The following is a 16015-nucleotide window of genomic DNA, read 5'->3' on the forward strand; positions in this document are numbered from 1 at the left end:
GGGGATTGCATGAGTTGGCTGATCGCACAGGTCTGGATCGTGTTGCTGGTCGCGTTCGTCCTCGGCAGCGCGGTCGCGTGGCTGGTGCACCGGCTCCGGCCGTCGGGCGGCGTCCGCTGATGGGCTGGCTGCTGCGGGACAACTGGCTGGGCGCGCTGCTCGCGTTCCTCCTCGGCGCGGCGATCACCTGGGTCCTGTTGGACCGACGTCGGCCCGCCACGTCTCTCGTCCCCGCCGCTGTGGTGGAGGAAGAGAAGAAGGAGCCCGTCCTCGTCGGCGCGGCGACCGTCGAGGAACGGCGCGCGGCGCCACCCGAACCGGTCTTCTCCCAGCCGATGGAGCCGACCCACCCACCAGAGTCGATGCACTCGATGCAGCCGACGGAACAGCAGCAGGAACAGCCGCAGTCGACGGAGCCGACGCTGTTCGACGTAGAGCCTGCTGCGACACCGCCGCGGATCCAGCCCGAGATCCCCGCCGCCGCGCCCCCCGGACGCTACGGTGAGGGGTCGGCCGACGCGGTACCGCACCAGGGTCCGCCGGACGGGTTCACCATCAAGGGCAACGCCCAGTCGATGTTGTTCCACACTCCCGACTCGCCGTACTACGGCCGGACCAAACCCGAGGTCTGGTTCCGTAGCGAGGCCGACGCCGAACGCGCCGGCTTCACGAAATACGTCCGCCGGCCGCGCAAGGCCGCCGACCCCCGCGACTGATCTCCAGGAGCCGCTGTGCGCCATCAGCTTCACATCCCGTACGTCGTCGAGGAAGACGAGAACGGCATCTGGATCGCCGAGGCGGCCCTGACGCCGGACGCGTTCCTGCACACCGACGGCCCGACCCGCGAAGCGGCGCTCGAGGATCTCCGGGACGCGGTCGTCGAAGCCGTCGCCGACTCGGGCCTGCCCGATCAACTGGTCGTCGACGTGGAGATTCCGTAGCCGTTCTGACCCCGCCGCGGACCTACGATCACGACAACAGCGTGGTAGGCGTGCAGTCCGCAAGGAGGGCCGAACAGGTGGGCGTTCCCGAACCGGTCGTCGTGACCGTCGAGGTGCCGTGATGGCGGGCGAGGATTCCGAACCCGCCGGTCCGTCGGAGCCGCTGGAACCGGATGCGATCATCCTGCCCGGCGAGCGACGCACCGGCGTCGATCCGCGGGTCGGCGTCGCGGACGCGCGCGGCGCCGTACGGAAGCGTCCGAACTCCTGGCGTGGCCGGGGCAAGGCGCGCAAACCACCGTCGGCCGAGCGTCACAACGACGGTCGCGGACCTCGCGGCTGAGCGACCTGACCCGGTCCGAAGCTGCTCGAGAACGCGGGTGCTGATCCATCCGCGAGCCCCATTTGCTTGTACTGGCAAAGGGCCGTCAGACTGTGCGGAACGCCTTGCGGAACCGTCCACCGACGGCGTCACCACAGCACCGGAATCGTCCGGATTCGTGCACTATGTCCCCTTTTAGGTACGCCGTAACGGGGTACGGGAAACACTGCACGCCTGGGCGGCTCCACACACAGCGTCGTCACGTCGTGGCGGCAAGCCGTAGTACCGCTAGGTTTGGAGACACCCGATGGAGGTGAGCGTGACCGACATGCTGCCGGAGCAGCACCACGGACTGACGAAGAGTGACCCGCTGTGGTTCAAGCGGGCCGTCTTCTACGAGGTCCTCGTGCGGTCCTTCAAGGACTCGAACGCCGACGGCATCGGCGACCTGCAGGGCCTGACCGAGAAACTCGACTATCTCGAGTGGCTCGGGGTCGACTGTCTCTGGTTACCGCCGTTCTATCCGTCGCCGCTGCGCGACGGCGGCTACGACATCTCGCACTACACCGAGGTGATGCCGGAGATCGGCACGGTCGCGGACTTCGCCCAGTTCCTGGAGCAGTCGCACGCCAGGGGCATCCGGGTGATCGTCGACTTCGTGATGAACCACACCTCGGACCAGCACCCCTGGTTCCAGGCGTCGCGGGAGGACCCCGAGGGTCCGTACGGCGACTTCTACGTGTGGTCCGACACCGACGACATGTACGCCGACGCGCGGATCATCTTCGTCGACACCGAGTCCTCGAACTGGACCTGGGATCCAGTGCGCGGACAGTACTTCTGGCACCGGTTCTACGCGAACCAGCCGGACCTGAACTTCGAGAACCCGGCCGTCGGGGACGCGATGATCGAGGCGCTGAAGTTCTGGCTCGACCTCGGCGTCGACGGTTTCCGCCTGGACGCGGTGCCGTACCTGTTCGAGACCGACGGCACGAACTGCGAGAACCTCCCCCGGACCCACGAGTTCCTGAAGCGGGTCCGCAAGGAGGTGGACGCGAACTACGAGGACCGCGTCCTGCTCTGCGAGGCGAACCAGTGGCCGGCCGACGTGGTCGAGTACTTCGGTGACCGCGACTCGGGCGGTGACGAGTGCCAGATGGCGTTCCACTTCCCGGTGATGCCGCGCATCTTCATGGGGGTACGCCGCGAGTCGCGCTTCCCGATCTCGGAGATCCTCGCGCAGACGCCGGAGATCCCGGACACCTGCCAGTGGGGCATCTTCCTGCGCAACCACGACGAGCTCACGCTCGAGATGGTCAGCGACGAGGACCGCGACTACATGTGGGGCGAGTACGCGCAGGACCCGCGGATGAAGGCGAACATCGGCATCCGCCGCCGGCTCGCACCGCTGCTGGACAACGACGTCAACAAGATGGAGTTGTTCACGGCGATGCTGCTCAGCCTGCCGGGTTCCCCGATCCTGTACTACGGCGACGAGATCGGCATGGGCGACAACATCTGGCTGGGTGATCGCGACGGCGTCCGGACGCCGATGCAGTGGTCGCCGGACCGGAACGCCTCGTTCTCCACCGCGACGCCGGGCAAGCTCAGCCTGCCGGTGATCATGGACCCGGTCTACGGCTACCAGGCGGTGAACGTCGAGGCCGAGATGGAGAACGCCTCCTCGCTGCTGCACTGGACCCGCCGGATGATCCAGACCCGCAAGCAGCACCCGTGTTTCGGCATGGGTACTTTTACGGATCTGGGGGGTTCCAACCCGAGCGTGCTGTCCTACGTGCGCGAGTTCGGCGACGACGTGGTGCTGTGCGTGAACAATTTGTCGAGGTTCCCGCAGCCGATCGAGCTGGATCTTCGGCAGTGGCAAGGAGTGGAGCCGATCGAGTTGCTCGGCGGTGTGCACTTCCCGACCATCGGGGAGTTGCCCTACCTTCTGACCCTCGGCGCCCACGGTTTCTACTGGTTCCGGCTGGCGAAGCCGGCTGACCACGAGGAGAGCATGTAGTGAGTTCGCATCTGGACCAGGTCCAGTCCTTCTGCGCGGGCCAGAGGTGGTTCGGCGAGAAGGGACACGACGTCCACGTCGAAGCGATGGCCGGATCTGTCTGGCTGTCGGACGAGGGCGCCTGGCCCGCGGTCCGGATCGGGTTCGTCTACTGTGCGGGTCCACCCGGGGCGGAGAACCCGATCCGGGTGTACCAGCTACCGCTCAGCTACCACCGTGCACCGGTCGAGAACCTCGGCCACGCGCTGGTCGGTGAGTGGGTGGAGCCGGATCTCGGCGACACCGAGGTCTGGGTGTACGACGCCCTCCACGACAAGGAGGCGACGCCGTACTGGCTGGACGGGCTCACGCACGGACGGCAGCTGGACGGGCTGGAGTTCCATCCCGTCCAGGCTCCGGATCACAACATCGTCGTACCGGAGAACGCGCAGTCGCTCGTCCTGACCGTCGAGCAGAGCAACACGTCGCTGGTGTTCGGCGACGTCGCGCTGCTGAAGGTGTTCCGCCGGCTCGAGCCCGGGAGCAACCCCGGGGTCGAGATCGAGTCGGCGCTCACCGAGGCCGGGTCCGAGCTGGTCCCGGAGGTGCTGGGGTCCGCACGCGGTCGGTGGCCGCGGGCGGGCGGCGGCACCGACTCCGGTGAGCTGGCGATGATGACGGCCTTCCAGAGCAACGCCACCGACGGCTGGTCGTTCGCGACGTCGTCGGTGCGGGACCTGTACGCCGAGGCCGATCTGCACGCCGAAGAGGTCGGCGGCGATTTCGCGCCCGAGTCGCACCGTCTCGGTGCGAGCACCGCGCAGGTGCACTCGGAGCTGGCCAAGGCGCTCGGCACCGACCTCTGGGAGCCGGCCAAGCTGGTCGAGCACGCGAACGCGATGCGCCGCCGGCTCGACACTGCGGCCGCTGCGATCCCCGAGCTCGCGCCGTACGCCGGTGGTCTGGCGCGAGCGTTCGACGCGCTGGCGGCGTACGGGCAGCCGGTGACGGTGCAACGGATCCACGGTGACTTCCACCTCGGCCAGGTGCTGCGCACGATCGACGGCTGGAAGCTGATCGACTTCGAGGGCGAGCCGGCCAAGTCGCTGATCGAGCGGCGCGCGCTGGACACCCCGGTGAAGGACATCGCCGGGATGCTGCGCTCGTTCGACTACGCGGCCCGGTCGCTGCTCGAGGATCACCGGGGCGACCAGCAGATCGCGTACCGCGCGGCCGAGTGGGCGACCCGCAACCAGCAGGCCTTCTGCGACGGGTACGCCGAGGTCGCGGGCACCGACCCGCGTCAGCAGCAGGTTCTGCTGAACGCTTTCCTGGCCGACAAGGTGATCTACGAGGTTCTCTACGAGGCCCGCAATCGCCCCACCTGGCTCCAGATCCCCCTCTCCGCCGCAGCCCACCTCGCCGAGCAGCAGTAGGCCGAGCAGTAGTAGGAGGTTTTCCTGATGGGAGAGCGTGAAGCTTTCGAGGAACCGCCGGCGTCGGCCGACCGGCCTGTGGTGACCGCGGTTCCGGTGGATCGGACCGTGCTGGAACAGCTCGTCGCCGGGACGTACCACGATCCGCATCAGGTGCTCGGCCCACACCTCGGCGACCACGGCGTCACGGTGCGCGCGCTGCGTCCGTACGCGAACAGCGTCACCGTGCTGTACGACGACCAGCGTCTCGAGCTCCGGCACGAGTACGAGGGGGTCTGGGTCGGCGTCCTGGACATCGACAAGGTCCCGGACTACCGCCTCGAGGTCACTTACACCGACGGGCCGGCCACCGAGATCGACGACCCGTACCGCTATCTCCCGTCGCTCGGCGAGGTCGACCTGCACCTGATCGGTGAGGGCCGGCACGAGGAACTGTGGACCGTCCTCGGCGCGCACGTCCGCCGCTACGACGGCCCGTCGGGTGCCATCACCGGTACGTCGTTCGCGGTCTGGGCCCCGAACGCGCAGGGCATCCGGCTGACCGCCGACTTCAACTTCTGGGACGGCCGCGCGCATCCGCTGCGTTCGCTCGGCGGCTCCGGCGTCTGGGAACTGTTCGTCCCGGGTGTCGGCCCAGGTACGCGGTACAAGTTCGACATCTGTGGCCGCGACGGCGTCTGGCGGCAGAAGGCCGACCCGATGGCCAACCTGGCCGAGACTCCCCCGGCGAACGCGTCCGTCGTCCACGAGTCGGCGTACGAGTGGGAGGACGCCGCCTGGCTGGAGCGGCGGGCCGCGACCGCGGCGTACGCCGAGCCGATGAGCGTCTACGAGGTGCACCTCGGCTCCTGGCGGAAGGGCAAGTCGTACCGCGAACTGGCCGACGAGCTCGTTGCCTATGTCAACGAGATGGGTTTCACCCATGTCGAGTTCATGCCGGTGATGGAGCACCCGTTCGGCGGTTCCTGGGGCTACCAGGTGACGTCGTACTTCGCTCCGACGTCGCGTTTCGGTGACCCGGACGACTTCCGGTTCCTGGTCGACAAGCTGCACCAGTCCGGCATCGGCGTGATCGTGGACTGGGTCCCGGCGCACTTCCCGAAGGACGCCTGGGCGCTGGCCCGCTTCGACGGGACGCCGCTCTACGAGCACCCGGACCCGCGGCGCGGCGAGCAGCCCGACTGGGGCACGCTGGTCTTCGACTTCGGCCGTCCCCAGGTGCGGAACTTCCTGGTGGCGAACGCGATCTACTGGGCCGAGGAGTTCCACATCGACGGCCTGCGGGTCGACGCGGTCGCCTCGATGCTGTACCTCGACTACTCGCGCGGCGAGGGCCAGTGGGTCCCGAACCAGTACGGCGGCCGCGAGAACCTGGAGGCCGTGTCGTTCCTGCAGGAGATGAACGCGACGCTCTACAAGCGGGTCCCGGGCGTGATCACGGTCGCCGAGGAGTCGACGTCCTGGCCGGGGGTCACCCGCGCGACGCACCTCGGCGGGCTCGGGTTCGGCTTCAAGTGGAACATGGGCTGGATGAACGACTCGCTCCACTACCTGGAGCACGAGCCGGTGCACCGGCAGTACCACCACAGCGAACTGACGTTCTCGATGATGTACGCGTACTCCGAGAACTTCGTCCTCCCGCTGTCGCACGACGAGGTCGTGCACGGCAAGGGCTCGCTGCTGCGCAAGATGCCCGGTGACCGCTGGCAGCAGCTGGCGAACCTGCGCGCGTACCTGGCGATGATGTGGGCGCACCCGGGCAAGCAGCTGTTGTTCATGGGCTGTGAGTTCGGCCAGGAGTCGGAGTGGTCGGAGAAGGGCGAGCTGGACTGGTGGCTGCTGGACCACAGTGACCACAAGGGCCTGCAGGACCTGATCCGCGACCTGAACCGGGTCTACAAGGACAACCCGGCGTTCTGGCGGACCGATCACGACGCCGAGAAGTTCAGCTGGATCGACGCCAACGACGCCGGCAACAACGTCTTCTCCTTCGTCCGGTACGGCGACGACGGCGAACCGGCCGTGGCGTGTATCGCGAACTTCTCCGCGGTGCCGCACCACGGCTACCGCCTCGGCCTCCCGTACGCCGGGCGCTGGGAGGAGGCCGTCAACACCGACGCCAACTCCTACGGCGGCTCCGGTGTGGGCAACTACGGCGCGGTGGAGGCGAACGGCCCGGAGTGGCACGGCATGTCCACCAGCGCGGAGCTGTCCGTACCACCCCTGGCAACCGTGTACCTGCGCTTCACCGGGTAGCGTTCACGGCGTGACCGCCGTACCGCCGTTGACTGATGGTGACCTGACCCTGCGACTGCTCCGCGAGGATCCACAGCTGGTCGCGTTCGACGTCGAGAACGGCGAACCGATCGGCACGATCGAGGTACGGCGGACCACGCCGGGCGTCGGCCTCGTGGTGTGGGCACTCGACGGCGGCTCGGACCTCGCGCAGCGTGCTGTCCGGTTGCTGTCCGAGTACGCGTTCGCGCAGCTCGGTCTGGAGCGGCTGCAGGTCGAGGTGGACGCGGAGCTGCACTCGTCGGCCCGGGTCGCGATCCGGTCCGGTTTCCGCCGCGAGGGCATCCTGCGGGGCGCCGCGCTGGTCGAGGGCGAGCGGCGGGACGTCGCGATCTACGGGCGCCGTGTCGACGACCCGCGTCCGGACACGGTGACCGGCTGGACCGCGTTGATGGACTCGGCGCTGCCGAAGAAGCGGGTGATCGCGCATGTCGTCGTCCGCGACACCGGCGGGCGGGTGCTGCTGTGCCAGGTCAGCTACAAGAAGGATCTGGAGCTCCCGGGCGGCGTGGTCGAGCCGGACGAGGACCCGGCGACCGGTGCGTCCCGCGAGATGCAGGAAGAACTCGGTACGGCGCTGCCCCTGCTCGGCATCCTCGCCATCGACTGGCTGCCGCGCTGGGAGGGCTGGGGCGACGCCGTCGAGATCCTGTACGACGGCGGCGTGCACGACCCGTCGCTGATCGACAGCCTGCACCCGGACGGGTTCGAGATCCGCAACGTCCAGTGGCACGCCCCGGAAGAGCTGGCCGGCCTGGTGTCGCCGCTGAACGCCCGGCGACTGCCGATGATCCTGGCCGCGCCGGACCAGCTCTACAACTTGAGCAACGGCGCGCCGATCACCTCGTGAGCTGGCTGACGCACCACGCGTAGTGCCCGTCGCCCGCGTTCTCGTCGTAGATCGTCGCGGTGACGATCGCGTACGCCTGCCGGTAGAGCCGCATCCGGTCGCGGTCGTGCCCGAGCTTCTCGAACCGGTCGACGAGCAGGTCGTCGAGGCGCCGGGCATCCGGGCCGTACATGTCGAAGAATCCGGCCGCCAGCGAGGCCTCGAACGTGCTGTCGCCTGCCGTGGAGAGGAAACCCCAGTCCAGCACCGCTGCGACCCGGGAACCGTCCATCAGCACGTTGGGCCGACAGATGTCCCCGTGTACGACGCTCAGCTCGTCGACCTGCAGTTTCTCGAGCTGTGTGGTGATGTGGTCGAGCCTGTCGTCGAAAGCGGGCACGTCACGCTCGAAGTGCGGGCGTGAGGCCGCTGCGCGACGGCGTACCAGTGCGGCAAGGCTCTGGCCCCAGGTGTCCTGCCAGAACGGCTGGCTGATCACGGGGAGCGCTTTGCTCGCCGGACCGGGGCCAACCGCTCGGAGCGCTTCGGCGACTGCGACGAACGCGTCCAGTGCGTGCTCCTCGGGCAGTCCGGCCTCGTGCAGAGGTACGCCGGTCAGTTTGTCCTCGACGCTGATCGCCAGGCCGTTCTCGCCCGTGCTGATCTCGCGGATCCGCGGCGTCCGGAACGGCAGCGGCGGCAGCTCGTCGAGGAACGCCTGCAACGGCCGCACGTCCTCCGGGCGGCGGTCGAACCAGACCTTGCGGACCGTCCCGTCGCCGAGGTCGTAGACCGCGCCTTCCATCCCCTGCCCGATGAGCTCCACCGGGCGAGGTTAGCGGACCAGCCGGAGCGTCAGGGGGTACCGGTACTCGCTGCCGTGTGAGGCGGCGACCGTCGCCAGGATGATGAACACCACCGCCGCGACCGCACCGATCACGATCAGCGGTACGACGATCAGCACCCCGAGACCGAGCGTGATCACGATCAGCACCACCGCGATCGCGGTGTAGATCAGCAGCGAGATCTGGAAGTTCAGCGACTCCACCGCGTGCCGGCGGACGAACTCCGAGCGCCCGCGGAGCACCAGCCAGATGATCAGCGGGCAGAGAAACCCCATCGCGATCCACGCCGCGACGAACACCCCGACGTGCGCGACCATCGCCCACGTGCGTTCTTCCGAGGCCGACAACGGTGGCCCGGAGTTCGGCGTACTCATACTCCAGTCAAGCACGCCGATTCCTTTTCGGGGGTTCGCCGGTCAATACCGGTGACAGAACAGCCACGGAAGGAATCTCATGGCAAGCACGGAGTCGGAAGCGGTACGACGGCACTGGGCAGCGGCGAAGGCGTCGTACGGGCAGGTCGATCGGGAACAGGCCGATCATCGCTGGGCCGAGCTGACGGCCGAGCCCTCAGATGTGGACTACTTAGCGGTACCCGGACGTTCCGCGCTCTGGATCGTGCCGCACGAGGCCGCCACGGACCGGGTGCTGCTCTGCCTGCACGGCGGCGGGTACGTCAGCGGATCGCGGTACTCGCACCGCAAGATGTTCGCTCATCTGGCCCGCGCGGCCGGCGTCCGGGCACTGCTCTTCGACTACCCGCTGGCGCCCGAGCAGATCCACCCGGTTCAGCTCGACGACGCGGTCGACACGTATCGCTGGCTGCTCGACCAAGGCATCGCGCCGGAGCACATTGTGTTCACGGGCGACTCCGCGGGCGGCGGTATGGCGATCACCACCCAGCTCCGCGCCGCCTCGGTCGGACTGCCGCTGCCGGCCGGCGCCATGCCGTTCTCGCCGTGGGTGGACTTCGAGGCGAGCGGAGCGTCGTACGACGTCAATCGGGAGAGTGACCTTTTCTTCGACCGCGACGTGGTGCGTGGACTCACGTGGATCTTCCTCGGGCCGGACGGCTCGCCGCGGGACCCGTTCGTGAACCCGCTGTACGGCGACCTGACCGGGCTCGGACCGCTGTACATCCAGGCGGGCGGGGACGAAGTACTGGTGGACGATGCGAAGGATCTCGCGGCCGCCGCGGAGAAGGCCGGTGTGGAGGTGCGGCTGGACGTGTTCCCGGAGATGCAGCACACCTTCCAGATGGCGGCGGGTCGCGCGCCGGAGGCGGACGATGCGATCCAGCGGATGGCAGTCTGGGCGCGGAAGGTTCTGGGGCTGTGACTGTTGAGGGAGTAGTGGTGGGCAGCGACTTCGCGACGTCGAGTGAACCGTTCCGCAAGGAGTTGCTCGCGCACTGCTACCGGATGCTCGCGTCGGTGCACGAGGCGGAGGACGCCGTACAGGAGACGTACCTGCGGGGGTGGCGGGCTTGGCCGGGTTTCGAGGGTCGCTCGTCGGTGCGGGTCTGGCTGTACCGGATCGCGACCAACGTCTGCCTTACCGCGCTCGAGCAACGCGGCCGGCGCGCGCTGCCGTCCGGGATCGCCGCTCCGAGCCCGGACCTGACCACTGCTCCCCCGCCTGCGCCTGAGGACATCGGCTGGATCGAACCCATGGCGGAGTCACTGGTCGCGTCCGATCCCGCGTCGATCGTGGCGGGGCGCGAGAGTCTGCGGCTGGCGCTGATCGCGGCATTGCAGTACCTGCCCGCGAAGCAGCGCGCCGTACTGATCCTGCGGGAGGTGCTCGCCTTCCCGGCGGCCGAGGTCGCGACGATGCTCGACACCTCGGTCGCGGCGGTGAAGAGCACGCTGCAGCGGGCCCGCGCTCGGCTCGACGAGACTGCGCCCGCGCAGGACGAGCTCGTCGAACCGGACGATCCCCAGGCGCGGGCTCTGCTGGCCGAGTACATCACCGGCTTCGAGAACGCCGACACCGCTGCTCTCGAACGCGCCTTGCGTGCTGACGCCGCGATCGAGATGGTCGGGACCACGACCTGGTTCAACGGTCGCGTGATGTGCCTGCAGTTGCTGGCCTCCGCGGTCGGCGACCCAGGCGATTGGACGATGATCCCGATCGTCGCCAACGGCCAGCCGGCAGTCGGTGCCTACCTCAAGGGCGATCCGTACGGCGTCGCGGTACTGACGCCGACGCCGACGGGGATCACGCACATCCACGTGTTCAGCACACCGAGCCTCGTCACCGATTTCGGCTTGCCGGTCACAGCTCCCGGACGGTGAGTCGGGCCCGGTGACTCGTGCTCACCAGGGCCAGCGCCACAACGACGAGCCCCATCGCGACGGTCGGCCACCACACCGCATGCTCGGCGCGGACGAACCGCTGTGGATCGGTCGTCGCGGTGGCGCCGACGATCGAACCGGCGACCGCGACACCGAGCGACGTACCTGTCTGGCGGCCGACCGAGGCGAGGGAGGCGGCCAGACCGGCCATCGAACCGGGCATGCCCGAGACCGCCGAGTTCGCGATTGGCGGGTTGATCGTGCCGAGGAAGACGCCGAACAACAGGAAGATCGCGAGTACGACGGCGAGTGGCGTGGCTGCACCGATGGTGAGCGAGGCGATTGCTCCGAGTGTGAGCGCCGTACCCGCGATCACGAGCGGTGTACGCGGGCCGCGCGAGCCGACGATGCGGCCGGTCAGCGGTGAGAGGACGCAGATCAGCAGGCCGACGGGCAATAGGCATAGGCCGGCGTGCAGAGCTGACAGGTGGCGGACGCTCTGTAGGTAGAGCGTGGTGACGAAGAGGAACGCTCCGAACCCGCTGTACGCGAACATCGCGATCACGACCGCCGAACTGAACGGGATACTGCGGAACAGCCGGAGCTCGAGCAACGGTTCGGAACGGCGGCGTTCGTAGGCGATCAGTGCGGCCGCTGAGACGGCGGCGATCGCGACGAGCAGGTACGGCGTGTGTTTCTCGGACTCGATGATCGCCGAGACGACACCGCCCAGAACCAGGATGACCAGGAGTTGGCCGACCGGGTCGAACCGGCGGCCGTGCGCGGCGCGGGACTCGGGGACGTACCGGCTGGTGAGCAGCACCGCGAGCGCGACGATCGGCAGGTTCACCCAGAAGATCGAGCGCCAGCCGAGGCCGTCGACCAGGGCGCCGCCGACGATCGGGCCGAGCACGAGCGACAGGCCGGCGGTGGCACCGAAGATGCCGATCGCCCGGGCTCGTTCGGCGCGGTCCGGGAACACCGTCACCACGATCGCCATCGCGACCGGGTTGAGCATCGTGCCGCCGACCGCCTGCACGGCGCGGGCGGCGATCAGCCAGCCGATACCGGGCGCCAGGCTGCACAGCAGCGAGCCGAGCCCGAAGAGGATCAGGCCGAGCCGGAACATCTTCTTCCGGCCGAACCTATCCGCGGTGGAGCCGGCCAGCAGCAGGAAGCTCGCCAGCACCAGCGTGTAGGCGTCGACCGTCCACTGCAGGCCGGCCGTCGAGGCGCCGAGACCGTCCCGGATCGCGGGCAGTGCCATGTTGACGATCGAGATGTCCATCACCGAGACGAGGATGCTGGCGCAGCAGATCGCGAGCACGACGTACCGGCGGGTCCGGGCGGGGGCCTCGAGCGCTGGAAGGGTCATGGGTACGACGCTAGGATTTAGAGCGTGCTCGAAGTCAATGAACGCGGGATCAGCATCGCCGAAGCCGCCGAACGCACCGGCGTCAGTGTCCACACCTTGCGGTACTACGAGCGCGCCGGCCTGGTCGTCACCACCGTCGACCGGACCGCCGGCGGCCGCCGCCGCTACCGGCAGCTCGACCTGGACTGGATCAAGATCTGCACCAAGTTCCGCGCCACCGGCATGCCGATCCGCACCATCCGCCGGTACGCCGAACTCGTGATCGCCGGCCGTGGCAACGAGAAGGACCGGCTGGAACTCCTCGAGACGCACCGCGCCGAGATCCTCACCAAACTCGCCGACCTCGAGGAGAGCCTCGGCCTCATCGACCACAAGATCGACGTCTACCGCGGCCGCCTGGAAGCCGGCGACGCCGACCAACTGTGGGCGCCGCGAGCCTAGATCAGGGCCTGCCGACGGCTCGCCAGGAAGCGGCGCTCTGTCTCGTTGGCGGTCAGCTCGATCGCCTGCGCGTACGCCGCGGCGGCCTCCTCGGTCCGCTCGAGTCTTGCCAGGACGTCGGCACGAGTCGCCGGCAGATACGCGTACCCGGCCAGCGCAGATTCCTTGCCCAGGGCATCCAGCTCGACCAGCACCGCCTCCAGATCGGCCCCCGGCACCAGACTGTGCGCCGCCACCCGGTTGAGCGCGACGATCGGCGTCGGCCAGCTCACCATCATCGCGTCGTACATCCGGACTACCTGGCGCCAGTCCGTCTGCTCCCACGACGGCGCGGTCACGTGCAGACCCGCAACCGCCGCCTGCAGGGCGAAGCGGCCGTGACCCCTCTGCAAGGCCGCCGTAGCCCGCGACACGCCCTCCGCCAGTAGCTGCGGATCCCACCGCGACCGGTCCTGATCTGCCAGCAACACCAGCTCGCCGTCCGCGCTGACCCGCGCATCACCGCGTGCCTCGGTCATCAGCAGCAAGCCGAGCAGCGCCTGCGGTTCCGGCTCGTCCGGCATCAACCGCACCAGCATCCGGGCCAGCTCGATCGCCCGCCCGGTCAGATCGGACCGGGTCAGTTCCGCCCCCGCCGCGACGTACCCGGCCGTGTAGACCAGGTGGACGACAGTGAGCACCACATCCATCCGGGCGGGCAGCTCGTGATCCGCCGGGATCCGGTACGGGATCCCCGCCGCGGCGATCTTCTTCTTCGCGCGGGTGATCCGCGCCGCCGCCGTCGCCTCGGGGATCAGCAGCACCGCGGCGACCTCACGCGTGGTCAGTCCGCAGATCAGCCGCAGCGTCAACGCCACCTGCGACTCCCGCGCCAGCGCGGGGTGGCAGCAGGTGAAGACCAGCCGCAACGGATCCGTCGGCTGCTCGTCCTCGCCGGGCTCCTCCACCAGCAGCGGCAGCTTCCGCCGCAGGTTCGTCTCTCGCCGCAGCCGGTCCAGCGCCAGTCGCCGCGCGACCGTCGTCAGCCAGCCCCCGGGGTTGTCCGGGATGCCCTCCGGCCAGGTGCGCAACGCCTGCACGAACGCGTCCTGCGTGCAGTCCTCCGCGAGGTCCAGGTCGCGCGTCAGCCGAACCACCGACGCCAGCACCGTCGACCAGCTCTCCCGGTGCACCCGGGCCAGCACCCGGGTCACCTCCACCGCTTCCACCCTCACCTCTCCCCCCAGACCTTCTGACCGCGCACCCGTGGGTACGCCGGTGGACGGAACACCGGCGTACCCGGGTCGCACGCCATGATCAGGCCGGCGCCGCTTCGGGCGACGTGTCCATCACCGGGCGTACCTCGACGTTGCCCGACGGGCAGATCTTCGCCAGCTCCAGCGCCTGGTCGAGGTCACGGGCCTCGATGACGTAGAAGCCACCGAGCGCCTCCCGGGTCTCGATGAACGGCCCGTCGGTGACCATCGGCTCCGCGCCCTCACGCTGCCGGACCGTGCTCGCCGTGGTGGACCGCTCGAGCGCCTCGCCGCCGAGGATCCGCGCCCCGGCCTTCTCCACCGCTGCCGCGAACTCACCGTGCAGCTTCATCGCCTGCTGCCACTCGTCCCGCGTCAGATTGTCGTACCACTCCTCGCTGTCGAACAGCAGGAACATGTACTGCGCCATTTCAGGCTCCCCTCGTGTACTGCGTGCTTCCTCGTTCTTCCTGGACATCTTGCTGACGAATGCCGCGACACGGAATCGACAACGCCGGGTGCGAATCTTCATTACTGTTGAGTACCGTGGCGGCTATGCAGCACCTCGACGTCCTGATCGTCGGCGCGGGCCTGTCCGGGATCGGTGCGGCGTACCGCCTGCAGACCCGTTGCCCCGAGCGTACGTACGCCGTGCTCGAGGCGCGCGACACGCTCGGCGGCACCTGGGACCTGTTCCGGTACCCGGGGGTCCGCTCGGACTCCGACATGTTCACGCTCGGCTTCCCGTTCCACCCGTGGCGGGCGGCGAAGGCGATCGCGGACGGTCCGTCGATCCTCGAGTACCTGCACGAGACGGCGTCGACGTACGGGATCGACAAGCACATCCGCTACGGGCAGCGCGTCGTCCGCGCCTCGTGGTCGTCGGCCGACGCGCTATGGACGGTGGAGACGGCGGAGGCGACGTACACCTGCTCGTTCTTCTACGTGTGCAGCGGGTACTACGACTACGACTCGGGCTATGTGGTCGACTTCGACGGGCAGAGCTCGTTCGAGGGGCGGATCGTGCATCCGCAGCACTGGCCGGCCGATCTGGACTACACGGGTCAGCGAGTCGTCGTGATCGGCAGCGGTGCGACCGCCGTGACACTAGTACCCGCCATGGCCGGTACGGCGGACCACGTGACGATGCTGCAGCGGTCCCCGAGCTACGTCGCCTCCCGCCCGGCCCGTGACGCGCTGTCCGACCGCCTCCGCGCCGTACTGCCGGAGAAGCTCGCGCACCGGGTGATCCGCGGCAAGAACGTGGTGCTGAGCTCGGCGATCTACAGTGCGTTCCGGCGGTGGCCGGCGCACGCGGCGTGGCTGCTGAACACCGGGGTGGCGAAGCAGCTGCCGTCGTCGATCCCGGTCGATCCGCATTTCACGCCGAAGTACAAGCCGTGGGACCAGCGGCTCTGCCTGGTGCCGGACGCCGACCTGTTCAAGGCGCTCCGGAACGGGTCGGCATCGGTGGTCACCGACGAGATCGAGCGGTTCACACCCACCGGTCTGCGGCTGCGATCCGGCCGGGAACTGGAGGCCGACCTGGTGGTGACCGCGACCGGCCTCCGCATGGTTGCGCTCGGCAACATCCAGCTGACCGTCGACGGCCGGCCGGTCGCGCCGCACGACACGTTCGTCTACCAGGGCATGATGCTCAGCGGTGTCCCCAACCTGGCCTGGTGCATCGGCTACACCAACAACTCCTGGACGCTGCGCTCCGACCTCACCTCGCAGTACGTCTGCCGCCTGCTGAACCACCTGACCGCCACCGGCACCCGGATCTGCACTCCCCAGGTCGACCCCGCCGAGTACGACGCCCCACCCCGCCCGGTCGTGGACCTCTCCTCGGGCTACATCCGCCGAGCCGCCGCCATCCTCCCCCGCCAAGGCACCCAAGGCCCCTGGCGCCTCCGCCAGAACTACCCCCGAGACCTCCTACGCCTCCGCCTGACCCCAGTCACCGACGGCGTCATGCACTTCACCTGACGCCGTCG

Annotated in this window: 16 protein-coding genes; 11 read left to right on the plus strand and 5 right to left on the minus strand. The window is 68.7% G+C overall.

The genetic code is table 11. From position 1 onward, the window contains the following. The first annotated feature begins 77 nt into the window (after positions 1-77). The 7 genes from ACWGID_RS36015 to ACWGID_RS36045 all read left to right on the plus strand — a co-directional run bounded on the left by ACWGID_RS36015 (position 78) and on the right by ACWGID_RS36045 (position 7846). A complete protein-coding gene (locus ACWGID_RS36015; protein WP_452203825.1) occupies positions 78-716 on the plus strand; it encodes a sunset domain-containing protein in 639 nt (212 codons plus the stop codon). A gap of 15 nt (positions 717-731) precedes the next feature. Next, positions 732-941, plus strand: a complete 210-nt coding sequence (locus ACWGID_RS36020) for a hypothetical protein (protein WP_452203826.1) — start codon at positions 732-734, stop codon at positions 939-941. A 121-nt stretch (positions 942-1062) separates the two neighbouring features. Further along, positions 1063-1284: a hypothetical protein gene (locus ACWGID_RS36025; RefSeq protein WP_452203827.1), complete on the plus strand. Its 222-nt coding sequence runs from the start codon at positions 1063-1065 to the stop codon at positions 1282-1284. A 286-nt stretch (positions 1285-1570) separates the two neighbouring features. Beyond that, positions 1571-3286, plus strand: a complete 1716-nt coding sequence (gene treS, locus ACWGID_RS36030) for a maltose alpha-D-glucosyltransferase (RefSeq protein ID WP_452203828.1) — start codon at positions 1571-1573, stop codon at positions 3284-3286. Continuing rightward, on the plus strand, positions 3286-4701 hold the full coding sequence (locus ACWGID_RS36035; protein WP_452203829.1) for a maltokinase N-terminal cap-like domain-containing protein: 1416 nt from the start codon (positions 3286-3288) through the stop codon (positions 4699-4701). The genes treS and ACWGID_RS36035 overlap by 1 nt, the downstream gene beginning before the upstream one ends. Positions 4702-4728: 27 nt before the next feature. Beyond that, the gene (gene glgB, locus ACWGID_RS36040; RefSeq protein WP_452203830.1) at positions 4729-6957 is read left to right on the plus strand and encodes a 1,4-alpha-glucan branching protein GlgB; all 2229 of its coding nucleotides are present in this window, start codon (positions 4729-4731) and stop codon (positions 6955-6957) included. Between the two features lie 10 nt (positions 6958-6967). After that, positions 6968-7846, plus strand: coding sequence for an NUDIX hydrolase (locus tag ACWGID_RS36045; protein WP_452203831.1), 879 nt, complete (start codon positions 6968-6970; stop codon positions 7844-7846). Here ACWGID_RS36045 and ACWGID_RS36050 read toward each other — a convergent pair. Together ACWGID_RS36050 and ACWGID_RS36055 are read right to left on the minus strand one after the other, a co-directional pair. Then, entirely contained in the window at positions 7836-8651 is an 816-nt protein-coding gene (locus ACWGID_RS36050) for a phosphotransferase (RefSeq protein WP_452203833.1), read from the minus strand. The genes ACWGID_RS36045 and ACWGID_RS36050 overlap by 11 nt on opposite strands. A 9-nt stretch (positions 8652-8660) precedes the next feature. Next, entirely contained in the window at positions 8661-9059 is a 399-nt protein-coding gene (locus tag ACWGID_RS36055; protein WP_452203834.1) for a DUF4870 domain-containing protein, read from the minus strand. Between the two features lie 64 nt (positions 9060-9123). On the opposite strand from ACWGID_RS36055, the gene ACWGID_RS36060 reads away from it, so the two are divergent. Both ACWGID_RS36060 and ACWGID_RS36065 read left to right on the plus strand, forming a co-directional pair. Beyond that, a complete protein-coding gene (locus ACWGID_RS36060) occupies positions 9124-10008 on the plus strand; it encodes an alpha/beta hydrolase (protein ID WP_452203836.1) in 885 nt (294 codons plus the stop codon). Then, the gene (locus ACWGID_RS36065) at positions 10005-10967 is read left to right on the plus strand and encodes an RNA polymerase subunit sigma-70 (protein ID WP_452203837.1); all 963 of its coding nucleotides are present in this window, start codon (positions 10005-10007) and stop codon (positions 10965-10967) included. The genes ACWGID_RS36060 and ACWGID_RS36065 overlap by 4 nt, the downstream gene beginning before the upstream one ends. Here ACWGID_RS36065 and ACWGID_RS36070 read toward each other — a convergent pair. Next, entirely contained in the window at positions 10948-12342 is a 1395-nt protein-coding gene (locus ACWGID_RS36070) for an MFS transporter (RefSeq protein ID WP_452203838.1), read from the minus strand. The genes ACWGID_RS36065 and ACWGID_RS36070 overlap by 20 nt on opposite strands. A gap of 24 nt (positions 12343-12366) precedes the next feature. Here ACWGID_RS36070 and ACWGID_RS36075 point away from each other — a divergent pair, with 24 nt between their 5' ends. Further along, the gene (locus ACWGID_RS36075) at positions 12367-12783 is read left to right on the plus strand and encodes a MerR family transcriptional regulator (RefSeq protein ID WP_452203840.1); all 417 of its coding nucleotides are present in this window, start codon (positions 12367-12369) and stop codon (positions 12781-12783) included. Here ACWGID_RS36075 and ACWGID_RS36080 read toward each other — a convergent pair. Both ACWGID_RS36080 and ACWGID_RS36085 read right to left on the minus strand, forming a co-directional pair. Then, positions 12780-13982: an RNA polymerase sigma factor gene (locus ACWGID_RS36080; protein WP_452203841.1), complete on the minus strand. Its 1203-nt coding sequence runs from the start codon at positions 13980-13982 to the stop codon at positions 12780-12782. The genes ACWGID_RS36075 and ACWGID_RS36080 overlap by 4 nt on opposite strands. Positions 13983-14079: 97 nt before the next feature. After that, positions 14080-14448 carry a YciI family protein gene (locus ACWGID_RS36085; protein ID WP_452203842.1) on the minus strand — a complete coding sequence of 123 codons (369 nt, stop codon included), beginning with the start codon at positions 14446-14448 and terminating at the stop codon, positions 14080-14082. A gap of 125 nt (positions 14449-14573) precedes the next feature. On the opposite strand from ACWGID_RS36085, the gene ACWGID_RS36090 reads away from it, so the two are divergent. Further along, positions 14574-16007 (plus strand): flavin-containing monooxygenase, encoded by a 1434-nt coding sequence (locus ACWGID_RS36090; RefSeq protein ID WP_452203844.1) that lies wholly within the window; start codon positions 14574-14576, stop codon positions 16005-16007. Positions 16008-16015: the final 8 nt, after the last annotated feature.

The sequence above is a fragment of the Kribbella sp. NPDC054772 genome (assembly GCF_053611945.1).